Origin of the sequence: Leptospira tipperaryensis (assembly GCF_001729245.1) — a bacterium.
Classification (GTDB): Bacteria; Spirochaetota; Leptospiria; order Leptospirales; family Leptospiraceae; genus Leptospira; species Leptospira tipperaryensis.
Window position 1 is genome coordinate 2,466,436 of sequence record NZ_CP015217.1, and the last position, 22,528, is coordinate 2,488,963.

Annotated in this window: 20 protein-coding genes; 7 read left to right on the forward strand and 13 right to left on the reverse strand. The window is 42.9% G+C overall.

The annotated features are described in order from the left end of the window. Nucleotides 1-21 precede the first annotated feature (21 nt). Entirely contained in the window at nt 22-2,253 is a 2,232-nt protein-coding gene (gene asd / locus A0128_RS11640) for an archaetidylserine decarboxylase (protein ID WP_069607673.1), read from the reverse strand. A gap of 64 nt (nt 2,254-2,317) precedes the next feature. Here asd and A0128_RS11645 point away from each other — a divergent pair, with 64 nt between their 5' ends. Next, nucleotides 2,318-3,208, forward strand: a complete 891-nt coding sequence (locus A0128_RS11645) for an LIC_11366 family protein (protein ID WP_069609257.1) — start codon at nt 2,318-2,320, stop codon at nt 3,206-3,208. A gap of 549 nt (nt 3,209-3,757) precedes the next feature. Here A0128_RS11645 and A0128_RS11650 read toward each other — a convergent pair. From A0128_RS11650 to A0128_RS11675, 6 genes are all read right to left on the reverse strand, one after another. Then, nucleotides 3,758-5,905, reverse strand: a complete 2,148-nt coding sequence (locus tag A0128_RS11650; RefSeq protein ID WP_069607674.1) for a 7TM diverse intracellular signaling domain-containing protein — start codon at nt 5,903-5,905, stop codon at nt 3,758-3,760. A 61-nt stretch (nt 5,906-5,966) separates the two neighbouring features. Next, nucleotides 5,967-7,163 (reverse strand): sterol desaturase family protein, encoded by a 1,197-nt coding sequence (locus A0128_RS11655; protein WP_069607675.1) that lies wholly within the window; start codon nt 7,161-7,163, stop codon nt 5,967-5,969. Between the two features lie 4 nt (nt 7,164-7,167). Further along, the gene (locus A0128_RS11660) at nt 7,168-7,953 is read right to left on the reverse strand and encodes an SDR family NAD(P)-dependent oxidoreductase (RefSeq protein ID WP_069607676.1); all 786 of its coding nucleotides are present in this window, start codon (nt 7,951-7,953) and stop codon (nt 7,168-7,170) included. 156 nt (nt 7,954-8,109) lie between these two features. After that, nucleotides 8,110-8,901, reverse strand: a complete 792-nt coding sequence (locus A0128_RS11665) for a hypothetical protein (RefSeq protein ID WP_069607677.1) — start codon at nt 8,899-8,901, stop codon at nt 8,110-8,112. 1 nt (nt 8,902) lies between these two features. Next, entirely contained in the window at nt 8,903-9,667 is a 765-nt protein-coding gene (locus A0128_RS11670; RefSeq protein WP_069607678.1) for a hypothetical protein, read from the reverse strand. Nucleotide 9,668: 1 nt separating this feature from the next. Continuing rightward, nucleotides 9,669-10,316, reverse strand: coding sequence for a hypothetical protein (locus A0128_RS11675; RefSeq protein WP_069607679.1), 648 nt, complete (start codon nt 10,314-10,316; stop codon nt 9,669-9,671). Between the two features lie 224 nt (nt 10,317-10,540). Here A0128_RS11675 and A0128_RS11680 point away from each other — a divergent pair, with 224 nt between their 5' ends. Together A0128_RS11680 and A0128_RS11685 are read left to right on the forward strand one after the other, a co-directional pair. Then, the gene (locus A0128_RS11680; protein WP_069609258.1) at nt 10,541-11,206 is read left to right on the forward strand and encodes a glutathione S-transferase family protein; all 666 of its coding nucleotides are present in this window, start codon (nt 10,541-10,543) and stop codon (nt 11,204-11,206) included. A 78-nt stretch (nt 11,207-11,284) separates the two neighbouring features. After that, nucleotides 11,285-11,521 carry a hypothetical protein gene (locus tag A0128_RS11685; protein WP_069607680.1) on the forward strand — a complete coding sequence of 79 codons (237 nt, stop codon included), beginning with the start codon at nt 11,285-11,287 and terminating at the stop codon, nt 11,519-11,521. A 7-nt stretch (nt 11,522-11,528) separates the two neighbouring features. On the opposite strand, the gene A0128_RS11690 is transcribed toward A0128_RS11685, so the two are convergent. Beyond that, nucleotides 11,529-13,481, reverse strand: coding sequence for a M3 family metallopeptidase (locus A0128_RS11690; protein ID WP_069607681.1), 1,953 nt, complete (start codon nt 13,479-13,481; stop codon nt 11,529-11,531). 304 nt (nt 13,482-13,785) lie between these two features. On the opposite strand from A0128_RS11690, the gene lsa23 reads away from it, so the two are divergent. Together lsa23 and A0128_RS11700 are read left to right on the forward strand one after the other, a co-directional pair. Next, the gene (lsa23, locus tag A0128_RS11695; protein WP_069607682.1) at nt 13,786-14,397 is read left to right on the forward strand and encodes a surface adhesion protein Lsa23; all 612 of its coding nucleotides are present in this window, start codon (nt 13,786-13,788) and stop codon (nt 14,395-14,397) included. Between the two features lie 304 nt (nt 14,398-14,701). Beyond that, a complete protein-coding gene (locus A0128_RS11700; protein WP_069607683.1) occupies nt 14,702-15,880 on the forward strand; it encodes a MaoC family dehydratase in 1,179 nt (392 codons plus the stop codon). A gap of 40 nt (nt 15,881-15,920) precedes the next feature. Here A0128_RS11700 and A0128_RS11705 read toward each other — a convergent pair whose 3' ends face one another. Beyond that, complete coding sequence (locus tag A0128_RS11705; protein ID WP_069607684.1) at nt 15,921-16,223, reverse strand: hypothetical protein; 303 nt, start codon at nt 16,221-16,223, stop codon at nt 15,921-15,923. A gap of 318 nt (nt 16,224-16,541) precedes the next feature. After that, the gene (locus tag A0128_RS11710; protein ID WP_069607685.1) at nt 16,542-17,147 is read right to left on the reverse strand and encodes a TetR/AcrR family transcriptional regulator; all 606 of its coding nucleotides are present in this window, start codon (nt 17,145-17,147) and stop codon (nt 16,542-16,544) included. A gap of 121 nt (nt 17,148-17,268) precedes the next feature. On the opposite strand from A0128_RS11710, the gene A0128_RS11715 reads away from it, so the two are divergent. Then, nucleotides 17,269-18,051 carry a crotonase/enoyl-CoA hydratase family protein gene (locus tag A0128_RS11715; RefSeq protein ID WP_069607686.1) on the forward strand — a complete coding sequence of 261 codons (783 nt, stop codon included), beginning with the start codon at nt 17,269-17,271 and terminating at the stop codon, nt 18,049-18,051. Nucleotides 18,052-18,288: 237 nt separating this feature from the next. Further along, the gene (locus A0128_RS11720) at nt 18,289-19,320 is read left to right on the forward strand and encodes a zinc-dependent alcohol dehydrogenase (RefSeq protein WP_069607687.1); all 1,032 of its coding nucleotides are present in this window, start codon (nt 18,289-18,291) and stop codon (nt 19,318-19,320) included. A 442-nt stretch (nt 19,321-19,762) separates the two neighbouring features. Here A0128_RS11720 and A0128_RS11725 read toward each other — a convergent pair whose 3' ends face one another. From A0128_RS11725 to metK, 3 genes are all read right to left on the reverse strand, one after another. Beyond that, entirely contained in the window at nt 19,763-20,083 is a 321-nt protein-coding gene (locus A0128_RS11725; protein ID WP_069607688.1) for an ATP-dependent Clp protease adaptor ClpS, read from the reverse strand. A gap of 170 nt (nt 20,084-20,253) precedes the next feature. Further along, on the reverse strand, nt 20,254-21,216 hold the full coding sequence (locus A0128_RS11730) for a transketolase family protein (protein ID WP_069607689.1): 963 nt from the start codon (nt 21,214-21,216) through the stop codon (nt 20,254-20,256). Between the two features lie 7 nt (nt 21,217-21,223). After that, the gene (metK, locus tag A0128_RS11735; RefSeq protein WP_069609259.1) at nt 21,224-22,384 is read right to left on the reverse strand and encodes a methionine adenosyltransferase; all 1,161 of its coding nucleotides are present in this window, start codon (nt 22,382-22,384) and stop codon (nt 21,224-21,226) included. Nucleotides 22,385-22,528 lie beyond the last annotated feature (144 nt).

A 22,528-nucleotide genomic window follows, 5' to 3' on the forward strand; every position in this document is an offset into this window, starting at 1 on the left:
ACTGATTGGAATCGGTTGACTTCATTTCGGAAGTTTACACTTCTTCTCTAAGAATTTTCCGATCGGTGTTCCGTAGGTGATCTTCTCATTGAGAGGAAGAGAATCAAACTGAAACGTTTCCTTTTCCATAAGAAGAATCACGGTGGATCCCATCTCGAATCTTCCGAGCTCCGCGCCCTTGTCGATCATGATGGAAACGTCCTTGTATTCCACGGTTCTCGCACTTCGAATGAGAGTGTTCGTCACGATCTTATTGTCATAGGTGACTCGGATTCTTCCCACGTTGGAAGCCCCCACTTTGATGACGGCGACTTTTCCGTATTCGGTTTGGAGATACGTGATCAACCTTTCATTTTTTGGAAAAAGTCCCCGGATTCCAAAAACAGCGAGTTCGTTGACCGGAAAGAGTTTTCCGGGTTCATAATAATATCCTAATATTCTTCCGTAAGCGGGAGAATGAATTCTATGATAGTCCTGAGGTGAAAGATAAAACGTGATGTATTTTCCGTTGGAGAAATCGTCCAGATATTTCGAAGCGCCACCTCCTAAGAGTTCTTTCAGATTGTAGTCCACACCCTTGGCTTGGATGATGATTCTCTGATTGATATCCCCGTATCCGGTTATCTTTGCGTCCACGGGGGAAACCATTTCGCTCTCTGCGGATTCGATGATTCTCGCTTCCGCCTTTAAGGCTCTTGTAAAGAATGCGTTGAGAGAATTGTATTCCTGAATTTCCAATTCCGCTTCGTCGAGATTGATCTTATACGCCCTTGCAAACGCCTTCAAGATCGGAATCATGATAAAACGAGGAAGTCTCGAGGATGCGAGAAGTCCGAATAAAAGGGAAAGTAAATTTTTGGGAACGATCGAAAGGACGAGAAGATAAAAATCTTTTAAGACCTCGTATCTCGCTCCGCTTTCCGTAAGAAAACGTTTCAATTCCGCTCTTGCGATTTTTTCCAATAGAACTAAAGATATTAGAACGGGAACAGCCGTGATGATGGAAAGGGAATATCCAAGACCAAACGCATCATAAAGAATTCCTTCCCCATTCTTTACGTAGAGATAGGCCGCGGAAAGGATCGTGACCAAAAAAAGAATTCGAAAGAAGTTCGCGAACTTTTCCCCGAGAATGTAAAGAGCGTTTTGTTCTCCGGTATAAAACCATCCAGTGATGGATACGACTCCGAAAAGAAGAAAGGAAGTGAAGAAGGCCGCATTGATTGGATTGGTATGACCTTGAAAAAGAGTATTTAAGAAAAACATCTGTTCTTCCATCTTAAACGCTCCGTAAGAAGAAAGGGCGTAGATCACAAGAGTGGATATGATAAATCCTTCGAAGAAGGTCGCGAGCATACTCACGAGTCCCTGCTTTGCCGGATAATCCGTTCTCACGACCCCCGAAACTCCCGCGCTCTTTCCGATTCCGGTTTCCGTGGACAGGAAGAAAATTCCGGAAGCCATGCTAAAGGTTCTCGCGAGAACAAAACTTCCTCCTGCAATCGCGGTCACGGGTTGAAACGCTTCCTGAAGAGAGAGCCAGAGGAAGTGTTGGAAGTTCATGAGAGAATTCTTAAATAGAAAAAAATAACCCGCAAAAAAAAGTAGAATCCCGATCGGCGCGAGATAAGCAGAAATCTTACCGACCCTTCTCACTCCTCCCAAAACGATAAAGACAAGAATCACCGACAACAAAAAAGGAACCGTCATTCCCGTGACTTCAAAAGCCTTACTCGCGATATGTGTCACATACAACATCGGAACCGCGCCGCCCATCACAAGAACCGTAAAAAGTCCGGCGATTGAAAAACTCACTGCGAGCCATCTCGCCTTCAATGCCTTTTCGATAAAATACATAGGACCGGAAAGATATCTTCCCGTCGCAGTTTTGGTTCGAAAACGAATCGCAAGTGTCGAAGAAACAAAACGTAAGGGCATGATGAGGAAGGTTGAAATCCATATCCAGAAAAGAACTCCGGGACCTCCGATCATAAGAGCGAGCGCGGATCCGATGATCGCACCCGGAAGAAGAGAGGATGCGGTCCCGGAAAAGAATGCCTGTGAATGAACGAGCCTTCCTCTGGAACCTTTGTAGTCCATATTGCCCGAAAAAATCTTCACTGCGAGGAAAAGAAACCGAACCTGTGGAAACCTAAGACGAAGGGTTAGATAGATTCCGATAAAACTCAAAAAGTAAAAGAAAGGTTTGAGTAAATCCCAATCGAAAAATTGAAAAAAATGAAGTTGAAACATGGTCCCACCCGATATGAAAGAAAATCCGCTTTTTTTGGAAGTCCTTGCTAGAAATCCTGTAATTATGAGGGCTACCAGCAAAATTTTCGGGATCTCATTCCGTGTTCTATTTTTTTTCCCTTTCAGCGTCGCCCTCTGGTTCTCCCTGTCTCCTTTGGAGGCTCAGTCTTCTTATCCGAAAACAAAGGAATATTCCAACAAGCCGCAGATCGAGTTGGAAAGCGAAGAAAAGCTCTTCTGGGAACTCGGACTCAGGGCCGGTTTCGGTTACAAGGGAGAAGACAGACTCAATTCTTATCTGAGAGGGTTTACGGATACTTATGATCCAAGGGTTCTTTCGAAAACAAAACTCGATCCGCCGAAATACGTAGCCCAAGGAGAGATCTTTTTAAGAAGAAAGATCAGCGCCGAAAGTAAGGTCGGCTTTATCGGTGGTTATCGGGAATGGCAAAAATTCGGCCTGAAACAAATTTCCTCCGAGCCCTTTTATACTGACCTCAGTTTCAAACTCTCCAACCCTTATTTTCTTTTGATGTATTGGCAGGAATGGAATTACAAACGTTGGACCTTCGAAGGAGGTCTTGGCGTCGGTATGTCTCAGGTCTATTGGGATTCAACCGGGTATGGAACTTCGGGAAAAGAATATTTTAAACAGGAAGGTTCCCTGACCGGGACCGGAATCGAATTTCGCGCGGAAGGTGCCGTGAGCCGGAAAATCACAGACTCTACGAGTCTCCAACTCGGACTCGCGCTTTCTTGGATCAACATTCCTTCTCTTACCGGTAACTTCAACGGGGAGACGGCGAGTTTTTATTTGAGAGAGGACGGACGCGTCACACCCCTTACGGAATCCACGAATCAAACCGCCATCTTCGCGACTCATCAATTTTCGAGGAAGCTCGAGTTCCAGGCTTTGACGACGACCTTGTTTTTCGGAGTTGCCCAGAAGTTTTAGAATTCTTTCGTGAAATGAAAAAGCTGTGAGAGTTCCCACATTTAAGATTCTTTCGTGAAATGAAAAAGCTGTGAGAGTTCCCACATTTAAGATTCTTTCGTGAAATGAAAAAGCTGTGAGAGTTCCCACATTTAAGATTCTTTCGTGAGATGAAAAAGCTGTGAGAGTTCCCACATTTAAGATTCTTTCGTGAAATGAAAAAGCTGTGAGAGTTCCCACATTTAAGATTCTTTCGTGAAATGAAAAAATTGTGAGAGTTCCCACATTTAAAATTCTTTCGTGAAATGAAAAAATTGTGAGAGTTCCCACATTTAAAATTCTTTCGTGAAATGAAAAAATTGTGAGAGTTCCCACATTTAAGATTCTTTCGTGAAATGAAAAAATTGTGAGAGTTCCCACATTTAAGATTCTTTCGCGAAATGAAAAAGTTGTGAGAGTTCCCACATTTAGAATTCTTTCGTGAAATGAAAAAGTTGTGAGAGTTCCCACATTTAGGATTCTTTCGTAGATCGCTATCAAGTGAACTTCCAATTCGAAAGGAACCGATTCTCAAACGTCAAAAGAAGTCCTTTCCCTCTTATAACGAAGGGGTTTTTTGAGATATTTGATTAGGAGAACCTTGTTTCCTTTTTCGTTAAACTTAACGATGTCAAAAACTCTCCGAGTCATCACGATCCCCCGACCGTGAGTCAGACTTGTTTCGTTTAACTTCTCAATATCCAAATTTAGAATTTTCTTATAATCGAAACCTTCGCCCTCGTCCGTGATTAGAAAACCGATTCTTCTCGCATTCAAAGAATAAGAGACCTTGACGGTTCGATAGTTATAAAAGGGCTCCTTCTGACGTTCCTGAATAAATTCCAAATACCGCCCTTTTGAGAGGGCTTCGGTTTTTTCGTCAAAACTGATCGCAAGATTTCCGTGTTCGATCGAATTGATGATGATCTCACGAATACAAGTTCGAATCGCGATCACGATCTCCGTCCCCACAAAAGAGGAAAGATTCACGGTCAAAAGACGACTCAAAAGATCCGCGTTTCTCAGATAATTATTTAACGTAAAGTGCATGGATTCGCTTACGATAAATTTGGCGAGAATATCCTCGTTTAATTCATAAGCCTTTCCTAATATTCCTTTTTTCTCCCCAAGATCGAGAAGCTGAAGACGAACGCGAATCTGTCTCGGTTCCAAAACGTATTTTTGTCTAAATTCTACTGCGAATTCCGAACTCTTTCCTTTTCGTAAGAGTTCGTCGATCTTCTCTTGCGCGAGAATTTTCGGAAACGAAGTCTCGACCCCATTCTGAACATAAATTAAATCCAAAAAATCCCAACCGATCACTTCTTCCGGATCAAAACCCAAAAGACGTCCTAAGGATTTATTGGCGTTTCTGATTTTTCCGTCCGTGTCCATCGTGAACAGGAACTCTTCGGATTCTTCGAAGAGGTTTCGAAATCTTTTTTCGGAATGTTCCGCGACGAGTTTTGTGGATTCGAGTTCGTCGATCTTAGAAGACAAAACTCTGGATAAAACCTTCACTCGGTCCGCGAGCCCGAGCCCCATTAAGACGACATGAAAGATCGAAACCAATTCTAAGATCCAAAATCGAAAGCTCCAGGTCGGAATCCATCCGTTCTGCAAGAGCAAGGAAAGAATCGCCCCTCCTCCCAAAATTCCCCAAGCCAGAAGAAAATAAAAGGCGCTTCCTTGATTCCAAAAGATGCTTCGTACTCCGTTGATAAAAAGAAGAATCACGCAGACACAAGACAAAACCAAACCGAAAAAAATACTGAATCTCGTCGGGATCCAAAGAGAAACAAAGGCAAGGATTAAAAATAGAATCTGAGACGTTTTAAAAAAACGATACGAACTTTGAGAACGATTTTTTAGATTCAGATATACGTTTACAAACAAACACATTAAAGAAAGACAAATCAAAAAGAAGAATGGAATACTCTGCCGAGTCCAAACAACCGCATTCGGCCAGAGAACCTGAAATCCGAAACCTTCCAAAACAAACTGAAAAAAAGAAAAACCTAATATATAAATCGAAAAGAAAAAATAATTTTTCTCCTTGGTATAAACAAAAAGTAGAAGATTATAAAAAACAAGAATCAGCATGGAACCGAAAAAAAGACCGAACAGAAGCTGTTCATAAATTACTTTTTTATAATATCCAAGAGCTCCATAATACCGAAAGGCGATCTGAATCCGCGAAGTGGATTGAATTTTAAGAAAGATATCTTTTTTAGAATGAGGAAGTCCCACCGAAGGAAAAGCGGGAGTTCTATTTTGAACCGGCCTTACCGTAAAAGGAATGGAATCCCCGGCGCGATAAAAAGGAAACTCCCCTTTTTTCTCGTCATAGTATTCGACGAGATCTACGTTCGGGAACTGATATTCCACAATCCACCGAATCGGAACGTTGGAAGAATTCTCCTGACGAATCCGAACCCAAACCGAGGCATTCGTATATCCCAATGAACTAATATTAGAAATCGTGAATTTTCCGCTCTCCGCCAAAGTTCGAATCTGAGAAAAACTCAAAGATCCGCTCTCGTCCACAAAGTATTCGAGAGACTCTTCTCTTCCAACCGAGGAATCGTCGAGCTGCACCAGGTCGATCGCGAAAGCCGGAAACGAAACCAAACCGAAAAAGAAAATCGCGGCAAAAAGTTGAATTTTTCTAACAAACATGATTTCCGGTCTTCGCTCTTAAGGTCATCCTTTCAGATTTGATTCTGCTTTCAATCCAGGTTCAGAGTAAAAAAAGAATCCAGGAAAGAATCAAAACGCCAAATGCGAGAATTCCCAGAGAAACTCGATTCACCGGACTTCCGTCCAAGACCTTGGAAGTATGATGAAAGCCGTAGATCAGAAAGAGAATCACCGGAAAAAGTTTCCAGATGGGAACGTTCCCGGATTTAAAAAAACGCAGAGCCAGAAGAGACAAGAAAGTCCAAAAAAAGAATTCGATCACGCCGGTAATCTTTCTTTGTTTGGAAATCACGGGGTCAAATTTCGCATAACGTTGACGATCGATAGGAGTAGGAAGCAGAGAGGGACCGATGCTCGCAGGCCGCCAGCCCGGAGCTTTCAGAAGAATGAGGATCTTATCCTTCCAACTTTTTGCTTTTCCCATCAACTCTCCGATCTCTTCGTAGACGTGAAGATTGGTATAAACCGGATCGAATGTGGTCACCGGTTTTGTGAGCCCGTAGATCGGCTCCTCTTCCTCTCTCGCGAAAGATCCAAAAATTCTGTCCCAGAAGATCAAAATTCCACCGTGATTTTTATCGATGTATTTCGGATCTCTTCCGTGATGCACCCGATGATGCGCGGGAGTTACAAGAATTTCTTCCAAAAATCCGAGCTTCCCAATCAAACGTGTATGAACCCAGAACTGATAGATTTTTAGAATTCCGTGAGCCAAAAGAAACGCCTGCCAGGGAACCCCGCAAAAAGCGATCGTAAGATTAAACGTGTATTCAAAGATCCTCTGAAAACTGGATTGTCTGAGCGCCACGGAAAGATTGAATTCTTCACTCGAATGGTGAGTAACGTGGCAGGCCCAGAGAAAATTGATTTCGTGGGTAGCCCGATGAAACCAATAGTAAACAAAGTCGACAGCAAGAAAGACAAAAATCCATCCCGCGAGATTCTTAAAATTCCAATGAATTCCGACGTGATCCCACCAAACTGGCGAATCAAGAGGAATCTCCGAAACTCCGAATAATGTCTGCAAAGAACAGAATATTCTAAACTTCTCATAGACCCAAAGGGAAACGATCGTAACGAGAATCCCAGTTAGGGAAAATAGAATCCCCGTGCTTAAATCCGCAACCGTATCGTTCCATCGATAGACTTTTTTTCCGGAAACATAAGAATAAAAAACTTCGATTCCGATGAGGACGAGAAAAAGGGGTACCGCTAAATCGAGGATGGATCCTTGCATTTTTTTATCCGTTTTGATTTAAGATTTTTGCGATCTTACGAATGATAAATCGAGGAGTGATTCTTACGCTCTGAGCTAAAATTTTATTCAAGACTCCGGCGACAACGACAGGCCTTCCTTTTTTGAGGGCGTTGTATCCGATTTCGGCTACGTCTTTCGCACTCATGATCGGGGCCATCGGATTGTTGAGTAGTCTCGATTTTGTGATCTCCGCCCTTTCAAAAAATTCGGTCTTGGTCGGTCCCGGACAAAGAGTTGTCACCGTAACTCCGTCCTTGCGAACATCTTCGTAGATTCCTTCCGAAAGGGAAAGGACATAGGCCTTGGTCGCATAATAATTCGCCATGTTCGGTCCGGGTTGAAAGGCCGCGGTAGATGCTACGTTCAGAATCTTTCCGGTTTTTCTTTCCACCATTCCTTGAAGAAAAAGATGAGTGAGTTCCGTAAGAGCGGTCACGTTGACCTGGATCATCGCGAGTTCTTTTTTTAGATCCGTACGATCGAATCTTCCGCTTGTTCCAAAGCCCGCGTTGTTTACCAAGACCTCTACGATCGCTTTCGATTTTTTTGCGAAATCAAAAATCTTTTTCGGAGCTTTTGGATCCGCGAGATCCACGGAAAGAGTTTCCACTTTTACTTTGTATGCGCCTTCGATTTCTTTTTTTACGGACTTCAGTGTTTTTTCGTTTCTCGCAACGAGAATCAAATTGTATCCGTCCGCCGCGATGAGTTTACTCAACTCATAACCGATTCCTACGGTTCCGCCAGTGATAATTGCCGTTTTTGCCATTTTCAAGAATTCCTTTTGAAGGTCGAAATTAACCTATAGAAAAAAGAGAGAAAGACTTTTTTGAAGGGAAAGGAAAAAGGAAGAATGGGAAAGAAAAAGCCGCCCAAAAATTCGCTTCCTGGACGGCTCCTAACAAATTTTATACTTTCAAAGTAATCAAGATTTAGGAGGAAAAATCCCTTGTACTAATTTCAGTACACTCTCTTGAAAGTTTGGCTTAGCATTGTCCACGTAGTTCCATGGGATAAAAATACTAGAGATTTTTTCGCTCTCACCACTTTGCACTTCGATTAACTGTAAACGAACACCGACAATCGCGCCTGCTTCGAGACTCGCAGTACTTTTTGTCTGGGTAGTCGTTCCGCCCCCGTTATTGTTGTTATTGTTCTGTTGTACGGAAAGCGTTTTTGTAAAGAGCTCGTTTCCTGGGCTACTGTATGCAAACGGAACCAGTACGTATTCGATATTCTTCTTTTTGAGTTCTTCTCGAAGGGCCGGACTCAAAGGAACAAACGGATTCTTAAAAGTCTTTTGAATCTCCGGGGCCAATCTTTTTTCGTCTTTCTCTTCAAGATATTGAACCGAAGGATTGGCGGTAGAAATTGCACTTTTCAGAGAAGAATACAACGAACCTTCTAAGAACATCTTAAAACTCTTCCTTGCGGGAGAATCTTGGAATTGTTTTCTAGGATCGACGGTGATTTCCACTATACCACCTTTTTTCGGTTTTCCAAGTGCATTCTTTCTTTGATTTTCTAAAAACGGAGTATGGTAAACATCCTCAGTAATGTGATCGCTGTAGCTCGGCAAAATCAAAAGAATTTTCGATCCGTTGATTTCTTTCCCTTCCGTCAGATAATTTGCTTCGTAATGAGAGAACGTAGTACAATTTGCAAGAATCAAAATTACGGATGCGAACAATATTCTTAAATGCTGATTTAATTTCATCTTAGTTCTCCAAAACCTGACCAATCATCGAGTCAATTTGTATGTTCGAATCTTCGACACCGCCGCTGCCTAAGACGCTGCGAATAGTCCGAATGTTTTTACCCGTTTTTAGATCCACTACGAAATAAGTCATATTATAGCTTTCTAATACTGTTTTTCCTAAGAAAACTGGAAAGAGAATGATATAAATGTCTGTAACGGTTACGTGCGGCCTGTAATCTAACAGAACTGGAAGAATCGCATAGTCTTGTTTTAATTTCAGACTTTTAAAATCGCCTTCTAAACCTTTCAAATCGCTTACAAAGAAATCGTCGTTTGTTTCAATTGCCTGAGGAGTCGTAGAAGCATTCGCCAATGCGCCATCATTCATCGCCTTTACAAATTGAGCTTGTAAAAGTTCCTTACCGGTTGCCAAGACAATCCTTTCCGATTTTTCTCTTTCCCAAACGGAAGTATAAATTTTCGACAACGATTTTGTAAAAGAAACATCCGTGAGAAACTTTTTGATATCGGAAGGTGTAGCCTGAACGAAGTTCGGATTGGTTGCCTTCATAGAATCAAAACGTCCGTCGATTTGGCTGCTAATAGCGGCTACGGGATATACAGTCAACGTCGGAAGAATCGCCCATTTTTTGGTTTTCAATTCGTTCATCTTCGGACTTGGAACGGACGAATACACTCTCGCTCGATAAGGAATGTTTATGCAAGTTGCGGTCCAAAAAAGAATGCTGAGGAGAATCAGGAAAAGTTGAGTCTTATTTTTCATATCAATTTGCCGCCTTTGCGCTAATCAATCCGTTGACTAAAACGGATGCAAGTTTTCTACCTCGTGCCGGCCCTCTTACGGGAGAATCTTCGGATGAAACAAATTCTTGGAAAAGAAGTTCGGAAGATTTCAATTGAATTACGGAAGCAGAATGAAAGATTCCTCTTCCGTTCCCCATCGTATTCGAAATAAAAGCACCCGAAGAAAACACCATCAATGTATCCAGAAGAGGAAATGCACCTTCATCCGAATAGATTACAATTGCGTAATTCGTTCCCAGACTTTCGGACAATTTTGCGAGTAAAGCCGGATTCGCTTTGATAGCGATCGGATCGTGCAGATTGATTTTCACGAGTTCAGGATCCAATTTCATTTCTTGGATTTTTTTTCGACTTTCGCGAAAGGAGACGATTTCCAGACCCTTGACTTCTTTAAGTTCGTTTTCAAATTCAGTTAAGAAAATCTTTTCATCTATGTATCCATATTTTTTCACTGCATGGTTTTCGTGAATGAGAGCGACCTTACCTTCGATAGAGAGAGTCGGCTGCGGTTTATACTGTTTTCCTATCCTAAAGCGATAGCAATTTCCAAAGAATGTCGCTATCATAAGGATCGGAATCAGAATTTGGTATGTGTTTTTTAATTTCATACAATCCTTCGATTCAAAATGTGTTTTTCCTAAATAAGCCGTCGTTAACAAATTTGAACACCATTTTTTGACACAAAAGGACCGAAGATTCGAACCTTTCGGGAAAAACTATGGTCTTTAGGCTTTTCGATCTGCTTTCCCTATGTTATGGTAAAGACTAACATTCTCAGATAACATGGAAAAAAAACTTTTCCTCATAACACCGAATGCTAATTTCCTCTCCTATGATCAAACTTCACGGCGCGAGCCTCAGCAATTATGTAAATAAAGTAAAACTTGGAATTTTGGAAAAAGGATTGGAATTCGAACAGATTCGAATCGCACCTTCTCAAGAAGAGAAGTTTTTAGTGATCAGTCCGATGGGAAAAATTCCGGTCCTCGAAGTGGACGGAAAGTTCGTCTTCGAATCGGGGGCCATCTTAGAATTCTTAGATACCCTCTTTCCGCAAGAACCCAGACTCATACCGAACGATCCTTGGGAAGCCGCGCGTGTAAGAGAGATCACGGCGATGATCGAAACCTACTTGGACATACCCGCGCGGAGGGTTTACATTTCTTCTTCGAGAGGAAGGGAAGTCCAACAAACGCTCTTAGACGAAGTTCATCCTATTTTAATGAAAGGTGTAAAGGCTCTTCAGAGAGTCGTTCGATTCTCTCCTTACATCGCGGGAAACAGTTTTACAATGGCTGATTGTTCTGCGTTTGCCAATCTAACTGTGATCGACGAAGAGCTCAGAAAATTTTATCCGGACAATCATCCTTTGGATTCGTTTCGAGGCTGGAAAGAATACGTCGAGTTTATGAAAACAAAGGAAGGCCCGGCGATCATAGAAAAGGAAAAAGAGAGACTGAGAAAAATTCTAGCAAGGGCAAAAGTCAAAGTGGAATAAACGAAAGGAAATTCTTATTTTCCTCTTCTAAATTTGATTTGACTCCCTTGGTACGGGAATTAGCCTGCTCTGGTCTTTATGGAACCAGAAAAAGTAATTTCTATCCCGATCCGCGAACTTCCCCATCTCAAAGTTCTCTTGGCCGGCTGGTATAATTTTCTAAAAGAAAGTTACGATCAAAAACAAATCAATCAAAACGAGTTCAAAGACGCGCTCCGAAGCAACGTAGTCTACAACATCGATCAAGATCAGGTGGAAGTGCTCTTAGCTGGAAAGGAATCTTTACTCTTAAGTTTTCGAAAGAGTCTTTCTTAATTCTTCTTTAAGCCGCTTTGAGACCGTAGAGTTTGAGAAGAGAGCTTACCTTGGGTTCTCTTCCTAAAAATCTCTTAAAAAGAATCATCGCGTTCTCACTTCCGCCCTTCTCTAAAATTTCTCTAAAATACGCGCTACTCAGCTCCGGATCAAAAACACCCTTCTCGACAAACGCAAAGAAGGCGTCCGCGCTCATCACCTCGGCCCATTTGTAACTGTAATAACCGGCCGCATAACCGCCCGAGAAAATATGGGAGAATCCGTTTTGAAAACGATTGTAAGAAGGAGGAATGACAACGCTCACTTCCTTTCTTACTTCTTGAAGAATCGAATGCACTTCCTCTTCGGTATGACTTTTTTGATGAATCAAAATATCGAAAAGAGAAAACTCGAGTTGTCTGACAATTCCCATCGCGGAGAGAAAGTTTTTTGTTTCTTTGAGTTTCGCAATGATAGAATCCGGAATCGTTTCCCCCGTTATATGATGTTTTCCGAATATCTTTAGGACAGAAGCCTCGGTCGCAAAATTCTCCAGAAACTGAGAAGGAAATTCCACTGCGTCCCATTCCACGCCGTTGATTCCGCTGACCGGAGGTTCTTCGATCCGGGTGCAGAGGTGATGCAGAGCGTGACCCATCTCGTGAAAAAAAGTGACCACGTCGCTGTGTTTCAAAAGAGAAGGAGAACTTTCCGTGGAAACCGGAAAATTACAAACTACGAATGCGGTCGGAAGAATCTCCTCACCGGAAATTCGATTCCTCGAATACCAGTTGTGCATCCAGGCCCCGCCCTGTTTGTCTTTGCGCGCTTCGAGATCCAGATACAAACGAGAAAGAAGAATCCCGTTTTTATAGAGATCATAGACTTTCACTTTTTCTTCCCAGACTTTTGCAGAAGTTTTTTTAAACTCAAGACCTAAGAGTTGTTGCAAGAATTGGAATGTTCCCAAAACTACTTTTTCTTTTTCAAAATAAGGACGAGTCTGTTCTTCGTCAAAATCGAATCGTTCTTTCATAAGTTTTTCGCTCGCAAAAGCGGTGTCATAGGCTTGGAGCGAAGAGATTCCTAACGTCTTTGCAAATTCAGAAAGATCGTCGAATTCTTTTTGCGCGATCGGTTTGGCCTCGACCGCGAGATCTCGTAAAAACTTGAGAACCGTCGCCCCGGAATCGGCAACTTTTGTCGCGAGAGAAAGTTCCACGTAGTTCGGATAACCGAGGAGTTTTGCGAGTTCGTCTCGGAGCGCGAGGATCGATTCGATGAGTTTTCCATTCTGCGGAGCCTTGGTCGTGTAAGCCTTATATAACGTTTCTCGAATGGAGCGATTAGGACCATAGGTCATATAAGCGATGTAACTCGGCATCTGAAGTGTAAATCGATACTTCCCGTCTTCGGTCTTTGCGGAATTCAAATCCGATTCCGCAATTCCTTCCACGTCCTCTTTTTTATCCAGGATCAACTCGTAGGCGTTAGTCGCATCCAAGAGATTCTGAGAGAATTGATTGTCGAGGTCGCTCAGTTTGATGGAAATTTCCTGGATTCTTTTTTTGGTTTCTTCCGGAAGTCCGATCCCGCTCAACTTGAATTGTATGATCGCGTCTTTCAAAACTTTTTTTTGGGGACCGGTTAAAGTGGATTCTTCTTTCTTTAGAATTTCCTGATAGGCGCGATTGAGTTCTTCGTTTTGTCCGAGGTCGGAATAAAAAGCTGTGATTTCCGGAAGGACTTCGGTATAGAGAGTCTGGATCTCTTTTGAATTTTTGACGCTATTGAGATGAGAGAGAATCGTAAATTCGATCTGCATCTCTTGAACGAGATTGTTCAAAGGGCGAATGACGGAGTCATAGGTCCTTTCTTTTTTTTCGAGGAGTTTCGGAAGTTCCTCTCGGATCGATTTGATTTTTTGAAGGATGACGTTTTTTGTAAGTTCGGGTTGGTCTGCTTTGAATTCGGGTAACATCTCCACCAATCTCCCTCGCCTGATTGAGACTTCACCCATTTTTCAAAGGAAGAATCCGAAATTCTTACTACACGTTCCAAAAGAAAATCGAGTTCCTCCAAAAAGTCGACCTACAAACTCGTTGCAGACGCTCTTTACGGATCTCAATGTATCCGATTGAGCCTTGCGAAAACTCAATGGAACTCTCCCAAAAACTCAGAGAATGCCCCCTTCGTAAACCAGGCCGAAGCAAGCTCTTATAAAAAGCGATTTAGAATCCAGAGTTTCGATTTGACCGGAGCGGAGAGAGGACTAAAACACGAACATGTTCTTTCAACAAATTCTTAGATTCACTTTTATTCTTTTCTGGATTTTCAATTGTAGTATCGGAAAAAACGAGCTTCCCAGTTTTGCAGGAACCCCCGAATGCAAGTTAGAAGAACTTCCGATCTTCGTACAACCGGAGAATGATATCGTCGATGGAAACCCTCTGGAAGTAGTCTATTGTTCCGCGAGAGAAACTCCTTCCGGAAAAAGAATCGAACTGAGTCTTGTATTTCAGGACGAAAGACATCCAGCTCTTTGGAAAGATTTTGTTTATAGAATCTATAGAAAATTTCGTTACGGAAGATCAAAGGACATCGAAAGTCTGCGTCTTCAATTTTCCCAAACGGGAGAATGGACCGCGATCCATCTCAAAAACGTCTACGCGGGAGAACAAGTCTTTGCTTCCGATCCTGTGGAACATTTTGATTCCATTCTTAAACCCGGATCGGTTGAGCTCGAAGAAAAAAGGCCGGTGCTCTATGTGAATACATGGAATCACATGTTCTCGGAAAAAAACCGCAACCCTTCTCTCTCTCCAAAAAAACTGAAAAACTATGAAATTCGTTTCGGAACCAGGGAAGATCTCGACGGATTCTACGGCGGAAAATAAAAGCGCTCTTGGAACGTTGGAGTTCCTACAATCGAAGAATCAGACTTGTTCAAAGTATAATTTTGTGATAGAGGAAAGTTGCGGCGAGTTTTTCCCGCCACCGCCCCCCTCCACCCAAGTTCAGGGAGGGGCTGGCGCTTTCACAGTAGAATGTCGGAGTTCCGACTCAGTTCCAAGTTTAGTCTGGTAAGTCCACCGATTTCGCCTCAAGATCTTCTAAGAATTCGATAAATAAAAAAACTTTTCCGCAAGATTGCCGACAAAAGACTGGAAAAAACGAAAAAAGATCGAGAGGCCTATTACTATGACTAAAGTTCCAAACAAACCCTTTGCAGAACTTGCACCCGGGACGCCTGTTACCAAGGATCAGGTAAAACGGAATATTTACGGAAGATATCTGGAAGAATTTACCGAAGGCGAAATTTTCGAACACCCAAGAGAAATTACGATCGATCGCGCTTTCGCTCAAGAATTTGCAACTACCTTTATGGATGCAAACCCGCTCTTCCTCTCCGCGGCTTATGCGCAGGCTCACGGATTTCAGGATATGCTAGTATCCTCTCTTCAAGTTTTTAATATCGCGCTCTCTCTCGGAGTTCAAAACGATTCCGAAAAAGCCCTCGCAAATCTCGGTTACTACAACGTACAATTTTTAAAACCCGTTTATCCGGGAGATACTCTTTCCGCTAAAACAAAAATTCTCAAAGTAGACGACAAAGGTCCGGACAAACCGGGGATTGTAAGCGTTCGCACTATCTGCTTAAATCAAAAGAAAGAATTGGTTCTTCAATACGAAAGAAAGATCATGATCTATCAATCGAACGGAAAACCGAAAGGAACTCCAAAACCGGTCGTCAAAGAAGCTTTTTTTCCGGAAACGGACGCGCCTGTGATCGAACTTCCTTCGTTAAAATTTCCAACCGAATTCAAATCCTCTACTTGGTCAGATACATACTTTGAGAATTTCAAACCGGGACAAATCTTTATCCACCAAAACGGAAGAACGATTACCGATGAACACTTTCCTTGGACTTACAGAGTCGGAAACACTCATCCACTTCACTACGACAAACTTTATTCTGCGGGAATCTCAGGTCCTATGGGTGGAGAACCCGTCGTCTACGGAGGACTCGTCTTTGCTTGGTTATGCGGAATGGCTTCCAGAGATATCACCGAAAACATGATCTGGGACCTCGGCTTTACCGAAGGATATCATACACAACCTTCTTTCAGCGGCGATACGGTAACCGTAATCACGAGAGTTCTTTCCGTGGAAGACAGAGGAAATGATTTTGGAATTCCTTCGGGCGCGGTTCACCTTCAGATCATCGGTCTGAAAAACATCAAGGCGAACGACGCGTTTGATAAATTCGGAGAAGATCTATTCTTAAAAGAGAACGATAAGAAAAAACTCGGAAAAGAAAAACTCGCCGAAAAGATTTTCGAAATCGAAAGAAAAATCTTAGTTAAGAAAAAAGGTTAATCCTCTTTCACAGCCTCTGTTGTTTCCAACAGGGGCTTTTTTATGTACACCGAAGATTTAAGCGAATTCCCAAAAGAATCAATCCTGTCCTTCGACGCAATTCCAGTGGAAGATAACTTTCTCCGAATGAATACTTCCAAGGAAAGTTATCTCTCACCGGTTTTGAAATTTGAATTTTAGAACGTGTAGTCGATTTATCTTCTTTAAGAAATTCCTCGGTTTCCATCTGAATCTGATTCTTCTTGTGGATGTATTCAAAATACATTTCTGAAAAATCAGGATTGAATAGAACCTTCGTCGGAAGGAAAAAATCTTTTTCATACTTCCCACCGATCAAAGACACGATCTTTGACTCATTGATTTTTTTTACACGATGGCCAAAATTATTCTCTGACTGATTATCTCGTATTTTTGTATGATTCCTGAACGTTCCTACCCATAAAGAGATACGGATTGTCCGAAGAAAAAGCGGCTCCTTAACAACTACTTGGAAAAGAAATCGTCTTCGCTGACTTTTTTTTTCAGATCCACTCGATATCCTTTCAAAGAAATATTTATCATTTACGAATATTCTTAAAAAAGAATATATTTGAAATTCTATCGAATTTTTATTTTACACTAAAATTTGAATGCATCCCTTTCGGGACTTTGAAAAGAATCTTTATTGGACAGAACGGCCGCGAGACAGTATTTCCACCATCTCCGCTTTGAATTCTTGGAAGTATTCGTTCTTCCCTGTGATTCGAAAGAGTTGCGAACTTCCTTGAAAGAGTTTGAGAATTTTTTTTGCGGCTGCGAGAGAATTTAGAGACGGATCCAGATTTCCCTTTTTCTTTTCGGATTCAAAATACAATTCAAAGCTCCGAATCCAACCTTCTATGATTTTATCGGCGACAATTTCAAATTCTTCATTTTTCTCTTCTACGCTATTGATAAAACGCGCGACGGGACAGCCGATAAACTTTCCACTCTTCACTTGTTTCAAAAGAACTCCGCTCCAAGTGTGGATAAATTCTTTCCAAGAAGGCGCGCGTTCCATCATTCTCTGAAGACCGTTCTCGAAATTCTCCCCTTGAAGTTTGAGATATTCCAGAGCGATCTCTTCTTTGGATTGAAAATAACGATAAAAGCTGGCTTTATGAGTTCCGGAATCTGCAATCAGCTGATTTGTGGAAGTTCCCGAATAACCCCTCTGATAAAATAGATCCAAGGCGGAGGTCATCAGCCGATCGTAGGGATTACTCTGTTTTTCTAAATTCTGAGCCATACTAAAAGATCAGAGTCTCAGAACCTAAAAAAAGTTCAAGGAAAACTAAAAAATGATAGACTAAATAGTCTATAAAGAATTCAAACTATGTAGACCAGATAGTCTATCGAAGGAAAAAACCATGTCGGAACTGATTCTCACTGAAAAAAAAGGTCCCATCTTACATATAATTTTTAACAGACCTGAAGAAAGAAACGCATTCAACGTTGACATGCTCTTTGCGCTGAGCCGCGCATACGATCAGTTAGAAGCGGATCCGGAAATTCGAGTCGGACTCGTCTACGCGAATGGAAAACAATTCACACTCGGCCTCGAACTGAAGAACGTTTCCGACTTCTTAAAAAAAGAAAGAAAATTTCCTCTTCCGGAAGAAAGCATAAATCCTTGGGGAACGACGGGTCGCCAGAGAACCAAGCCGGTCGTAGTCGCCGTTCATGGAATGTGTATCACTCTCGGAATCGAACTCATGCTCGCGAGCGATATTCGAATCGCCGCGAAACGTTCCGTCTTTGCACAAGTGGAAGTTCAGAGAGGAATTTTTCCTTTCGGCGGTGGCACGATGCGCTGGCCCGCTCAGTGCGGCTGGGGAAACGCAATGAAATACATTCTCACGGGAGAACCTTTTGAAGCCGAAGAAGCGCTTCGCATCGGTCTCATCCAAGAAATCGTAGAAAAAAACGAACTCATCTCAAGAGGAATTCAACTCGCAGAAAAGGTCGCGGCCCAAGCCCCACTCGGTGTCTTCGCCACCCTAAAATCGGCGAGGGATTCGGTTCAATTTGGAGAAACCAAGGCGGCGGAAGACCTATTCCCTCAACTTTTGACCTTGATGGATACAAAGGACGCGGAAGAAGGATTGAATTCCTTTATCGAAAAAAGGTCGGCCGTATTTCAAGGAAAATGAATATTCTTTAATCTTTATGTATCCTAAGAATGCTAAAAAGAATTGGTTTTTTCCGTAATCAATGGTGCCTTTCCGAATCGGGAAAAATCCTTTGAAAAATGAAAAGCTAAAAAAACAGAATCCGTTTTTCAAAAAGAGTGCCTAAAAGACAAAAACAAGCAAAAGTCTAAAGATGGGCATCATCCATTCTTAGATTCCAATTCGAAATCGATCCTTATCAAAAAACATAGGTGAATCATGAAACGAATCGTATTCAAAAAAAAGAATGTCTTAGAATGGGAAGAAGTTCCCGAACCGACCATCCAGGGAAAAAACCAAGCCATCGTCAAACCTCTCGCGGTCTCTCGGTGCGACCTCGACATTCCGATCGTAAACGGAGACACTCTGATGCGACCGGGAATTCCCGTCGGGCACGAATTCGTCGGCGTAATTGTGGAAACAAGCCCCGAGATCGAAAATGAATTCCCCAAAGGGACCAAAGTAATCATTCCGTTTCAGGTCTCTTGCGGGCTTTGTCCGGAATGTATGGATGGACATTCCAAAGCCTGTAACTCAGTTCCACCCGCAAGTTTTTACGGGATGGGACCGGGAGCAAAACAATTCGGGGGCGCACTCGCCGAAAGAATTTGGGTTCCGTTTGCAAAGCAGATGCTCATTCCAATGCCTTCGTCCGTCGACGCAATTGCTCTCGCCGCGATCAGCGATAATATGGTAGAAGCTTGGAAATTGGTCGGTCAGTGGCTGGAGAAAAAACCGAAAACTCCTGTGATGATCTTAGGCGGATCCGCGTCCAGCATCGCCTTATATTCAGCTTCTCTTGCAGTCGGTATGGGGGCGTCCGAAGTTTTATACATAGACAACGACGAGGAAAGACTGAAAATCGCGAACGAGTTAGGCGCAACCGTTGCTCCTTATTCTTCTCTTCCCAAGTCGTGGACAAAAAGATTTCCTCTCATCGCGGATTGTCACGGACAAAAAGAAGGATGGGATTTTTGTCTGAGATCTCTTTCCACGGAAGGAATCTACGGATGTGCGTCAGTTCACTGGACCAATAAATTAGAAATTCCTTATTTAGAATTGTATAATACGGGTGCGACGGTCAAAATAGGAAAGGTCGATTCCAAAGAATTTATTCCCAAGATGTTGGAAATGATCGAAGAGAAAAAAATCCAACCGGAAAAGGTGGTTACGGCGACTTGCAATTTTGAAGACGCGATCCACGCCTGGCCGGAACCCGCCGTAAAGTTAGTGGTAAATATGAATCTTTAACCTTGCTAAACAACTTGCTCCTTCGGAAGGCCCACATCTTTTCTGGAGGAGTTTTTTTTAAGGACTTTTAGGAGTTCCTACATTTTCGACTCAGAATTTCATCTTGAAAAAAAGAAACTTCTGTGATAGAGAAAGGTTCGCCGAGGTTTCCCACGAACCCGCCTCCTCCACCCAAGTTCAGCATAACCTTACCCGCTAGTTGAGAGGTGATGCAACGAGAATCGTCCCACAAGGAAGGGCTATTGTTAGAGTTCCTACATGAGACTTTTTTCTTGCAAAATTAGAATTTTGTGATATAGAAAAGTTTCCGGAATTTTTCCACCACCCGCCCCTCCGCCCAAAATTTGGGTGGGGCGCGCGTCTTTACGGCAAGACGTCGTAACAACGACGATTCTTCCTAAAAAAATGAGAGTTTAATTTTTGAATATGGGAAGGCGCGTTTTTATCTTTCGAGTGTGGCGCTCATCGATCCTTTCGAATTGGACATTCTCGGGTCGGCGCCGTAGGTGAGGATTCTTTCCTGAACGTGTTCTGCGTGTTCAAATTCTCCGGAAAAAACTACCGTTCTTTTTTCCTGATCCACTTGAACGGCGTGCAAGAACGCTTTTTCCACGGACATCGTGCAGATTTCCATAAGCATTTCGATTACGTATTCGTAGGTATGTTCATTGTCGTCCCAAAGAACCACTCTCCAAGGTCCTCCGGTAGACTTTGTAGATTCCTCGGTAATTTCGTTTAAGTCAGGAGTTTGTGTGCTCGCCATCTTTCAACTCAAAGCCCGAGAAAAGTAAAAGAAGAATTTCGATCTCGACCACCCTCTCTCAAACCGAGCGAGAGCGCCGATAAAAGAATGTCTTTCTTCTTCTTTTGCGATCCATAGAATCTCAGTTTCTGAAAACTCCAAAGCCGATCGCAGAAGAATGGGGGAAAACATTATCCTTTGAGTTGAATCGCTTTTTTTGCAGTCTCAACGATATTTTTAGAACGAAGACCGAAATAATCCAGAAGTTCCTTCCAAGTTCCCGACTTTCCGAATTGATCCTTCATTCCTACTTTGAGGACGTGAACTGGATATTCTTCCGAAAGAAACTCACTCACCGCAGAACCGAGTCCGCCGACAACGTTGTGTTCTTCACAGGTGACGACCGCTCTGCACTCTTTCGCGTATTTCAGGATGGCTTCTCTGTCGATCGGTTTGATCGTCGCCATGTTCAAAAGAGTCGCGGAAATCCCTTCTTTAGAAAGTTCTTCTACCGCTTTCATCGCTTCGCTTACGATCACTCCGTTTGCAATGATGAGAACGTCTTTCCCTTCTCTCATTACCTCGGCTTTACCGATTACAAATTGATAATTCTCTCTTTCGATCACGGGAACATTCGGACGACCCACACGAACATAGACCGGACCTTTGTAGTCCGCGATCGCGTGAATGATCTGTTTACATTCGTTGTAATCGGCGGGACAGATAACGGTCATTTCGGGAATGGCTCTCATAATCGCGAAGTCTTCGATACACTGGTGGGACGCTCCGTCCTCACCCACTGTGACTCCGCCGTGAGAGGCTACTAATTTTACGTTTAAGAATGGATAAACGACGCTGTTACGTACCACTTCCCAGGCTCTTCCCGCGAGAAACATCGCAAAGGAAGAAGCGAACGGAGTCATACCGGAAAGTGCGAGTCCGGCCGCGTGTCCGACTAAGTTCTGTTCGGCGACCCCTACGTTGAAAAAACGTTCCGGAAATGCTTTCGCAAACTTATTCGTCTTTGTGGATCCGGAAAGATCCGCGTCCAGAACGACTACGTCCGGACGGGAAACCCCGAGTTCATGCAGCGCATCCCCGTAACCGTCACGAGTTGCTTTTTCTGTCGCAGTTGCTGTACTAGGAGCTCCCATTTTTTTCTTATCCTTTTAAAGCCGCGGCTTTGTCGGTTTCTTCCCAAGTAAAGGTGGAACCCTTTCTTCCGAAGTGACCGTAAGACGCAGTCTCTCTGTATTTTCTTCCCTTTTCTAGGAGTTTTAAGGATTCTATGATTCCTCTTGGAGTCAGTCTGAAGTTGGCGCGAATTCTTTTTACCAATTCTTCTTCGGAAATTTTTCCGGTTCCAAAAGTGTCTACGTGAACAGAAACGGGTTCCGCAACTCCGATCGCGTAGGCAAGTTGCACTTCACACTTATCTGCAAGGCCGGAAGCTACCACGTTCTTCGCGATATAACGTCCCATATACGCAGCAGAACGGTCCACTTTGGAAGGATCCTTTCCGGAGAAAGCTCCTCCTCCGTGTCTTCCGTATCCACCGTAAGTGTCCACGATGATCTTTCTTCCGGTCAAACCGGCGTCTCCGTGAGGACCGCCGATGATGAACTGGCCGGTCGGGTTGATGAAATATTTCGTATCCTTGAGAAGATTCGCAGGAATGACCTTCTTGATACATTCTTCGATCAAAGACTCTTCGATCTGTTTGTGAGTTACGTCCGGAGAATGTTGAGTGGAAATCACCACAGTGTCAATTCTGACCGGTTTTCCGTCCTTGTATTCGACGGTGACTTGAGACTTAGCGTCCGGTCTTAAGAATTTGAGTTTATTAGAATGTCTGAGGTCCGCTAAGTGTTTTACCAATTCATGAGAATAGTAAATCGGCATCGGCATGAGTTCCGGAGTTTCGTTGATCGCGAAACCGAACATCAAACCTTGGTCGCCGGCTCCTTGTTCTTTGAAAAGACCTTCTCCCTCGGTCACCCCTTGGGAGATATCCGGACTCTGAGCGTGAACGTGAGCGGAAACAACCGCGAAGTCCGCGTCAAAACCCATCGTAATGTCGTTATAACCGATATCACGGATTACGTTTCTTGCAATTTCCTGAGCGTCTACTTTACCTTTACTTGTAATCTCACCCGCGATCACGACTAAATTCGTGGTCACCAAAGTTTCACAAGCAACTCGAGACTTTGGATCTTGCTCCAAATAAGCATCTAGAATCGCATCGGAAATCTGGTCACAAACCTTATCTGGATGGCCTTCTCCGACCGATTCCGAAGTAAAAATAAAATCTTTTAAAGACATCTGTTCTTCCTGATGGGTGAAATTGACTGAGTATCCGTAAGGAAAACCCGCTTTCATTCCAAAAACCTATGGATTCCTTCAGTGTCAAGAAGATCCAAACTATGTTCCCAACCGATTCTATAACAAATTGAACCGTTTACATCG

Bases quoted from the DNA above. Each gene is read 5' to 3' on its own strand.
- asd (WP_069607673.1), bottom strand. From the start codon at position 2,253: ATGTTTCAACTTCATTTTTTTCAATTTTTCGATTGGGATTTACTCAAA.
- A0128_RS11645 (WP_069609257.1), top strand. From the start codon at position 2,318: ATGAGGGCTACCAGCAAAATTTTCGGGATCTCATTCCGTGTTCTATTT.
- A0128_RS11650 (WP_069607674.1), bottom strand. From the start codon at position 5,905: ATGTTTGTTAGAAAAATTCAACTTTTTGCCGCGATTTTCTTTTTCGGT.
- A0128_RS11655 (WP_069607675.1), bottom strand. From the start codon at position 7,163: ATGCAAGGATCCATCCTCGATTTAGCGGTACCCCTTTTTCTCGTCCTC.
- A0128_RS11660 (WP_069607676.1), bottom strand. From the start codon at position 7,953: ATGGCAAAAACGGCAATTATCACTGGCGGAACCGTAGGAATCGGTTAT.
- A0128_RS11665 (WP_069607677.1), bottom strand. From the start codon at position 8,901: ATGAAATTAAATCAGCATTTAAGAATATTGTTCGCATCCGTAATTTTG.
- A0128_RS11670 (WP_069607678.1), bottom strand. From the start codon at position 9,667: ATGAAAAATAAGACTCAACTTTTCCTGATTCTCCTCAGCATTCTTTTT.
- A0128_RS11675 (WP_069607679.1), bottom strand. From the start codon at position 10,316: ATGAAATTAAAAAACACATACCAAATTCTGATTCCGATCCTTATGATA.
- A0128_RS11680 (WP_069609258.1), top strand. From the start codon at position 10,541: ATGATCAAACTTCACGGCGCGAGCCTCAGCAATTATGTAAATAAAGTA.
- A0128_RS11685 (WP_069607680.1), top strand. From the start codon at position 11,285: ATGGAACCAGAAAAAGTAATTTCTATCCCGATCCGCGAACTTCCCCAT.
- A0128_RS11690 (WP_069607681.1), bottom strand. From the start codon at position 13,481: ATGTTACCCGAATTCAAAGCAGACCAACCCGAACTTACAAAAAACGTC.
- lsa23 (WP_069607682.1), top strand. From the start codon at position 13,786: ATGTTCTTTCAACAAATTCTTAGATTCACTTTTATTCTTTTCTGGATT.
- A0128_RS11700 (WP_069607683.1), top strand. From the start codon at position 14,702: ATGACTAAAGTTCCAAACAAACCCTTTGCAGAACTTGCACCCGGGACG.
- A0128_RS11710 (WP_069607685.1), bottom strand. From the start codon at position 17,147: ATGGCTCAGAATTTAGAAAAACAGAGTAATCCCTACGATCGGCTGATG.
- A0128_RS11715 (WP_069607686.1), top strand. From the start codon at position 17,269: ATGTCGGAACTGATTCTCACTGAAAAAAAAGGTCCCATCTTACATATA.
- A0128_RS11720 (WP_069607687.1), top strand. From the start codon at position 18,289: ATGAAACGAATCGTATTCAAAAAAAAGAATGTCTTAGAATGGGAAGAA.
- A0128_RS11725 (WP_069607688.1), bottom strand. From the start codon at position 20,083: ATGGCGAGCACACAAACTCCTGACTTAAACGAAATTACCGAGGAATCT.
- A0128_RS11730 (WP_069607689.1), bottom strand. From the start codon at position 21,216: ATGGGAGCTCCTAGTACAGCAACTGCGACAGAAAAAGCAACTCGTGAC.
- metK (WP_069609259.1), bottom strand. From the start codon at position 22,384: ATGTCTTTAAAAGATTTTATTTTTACTTCGGAATCGGTCGGAGAAGGC.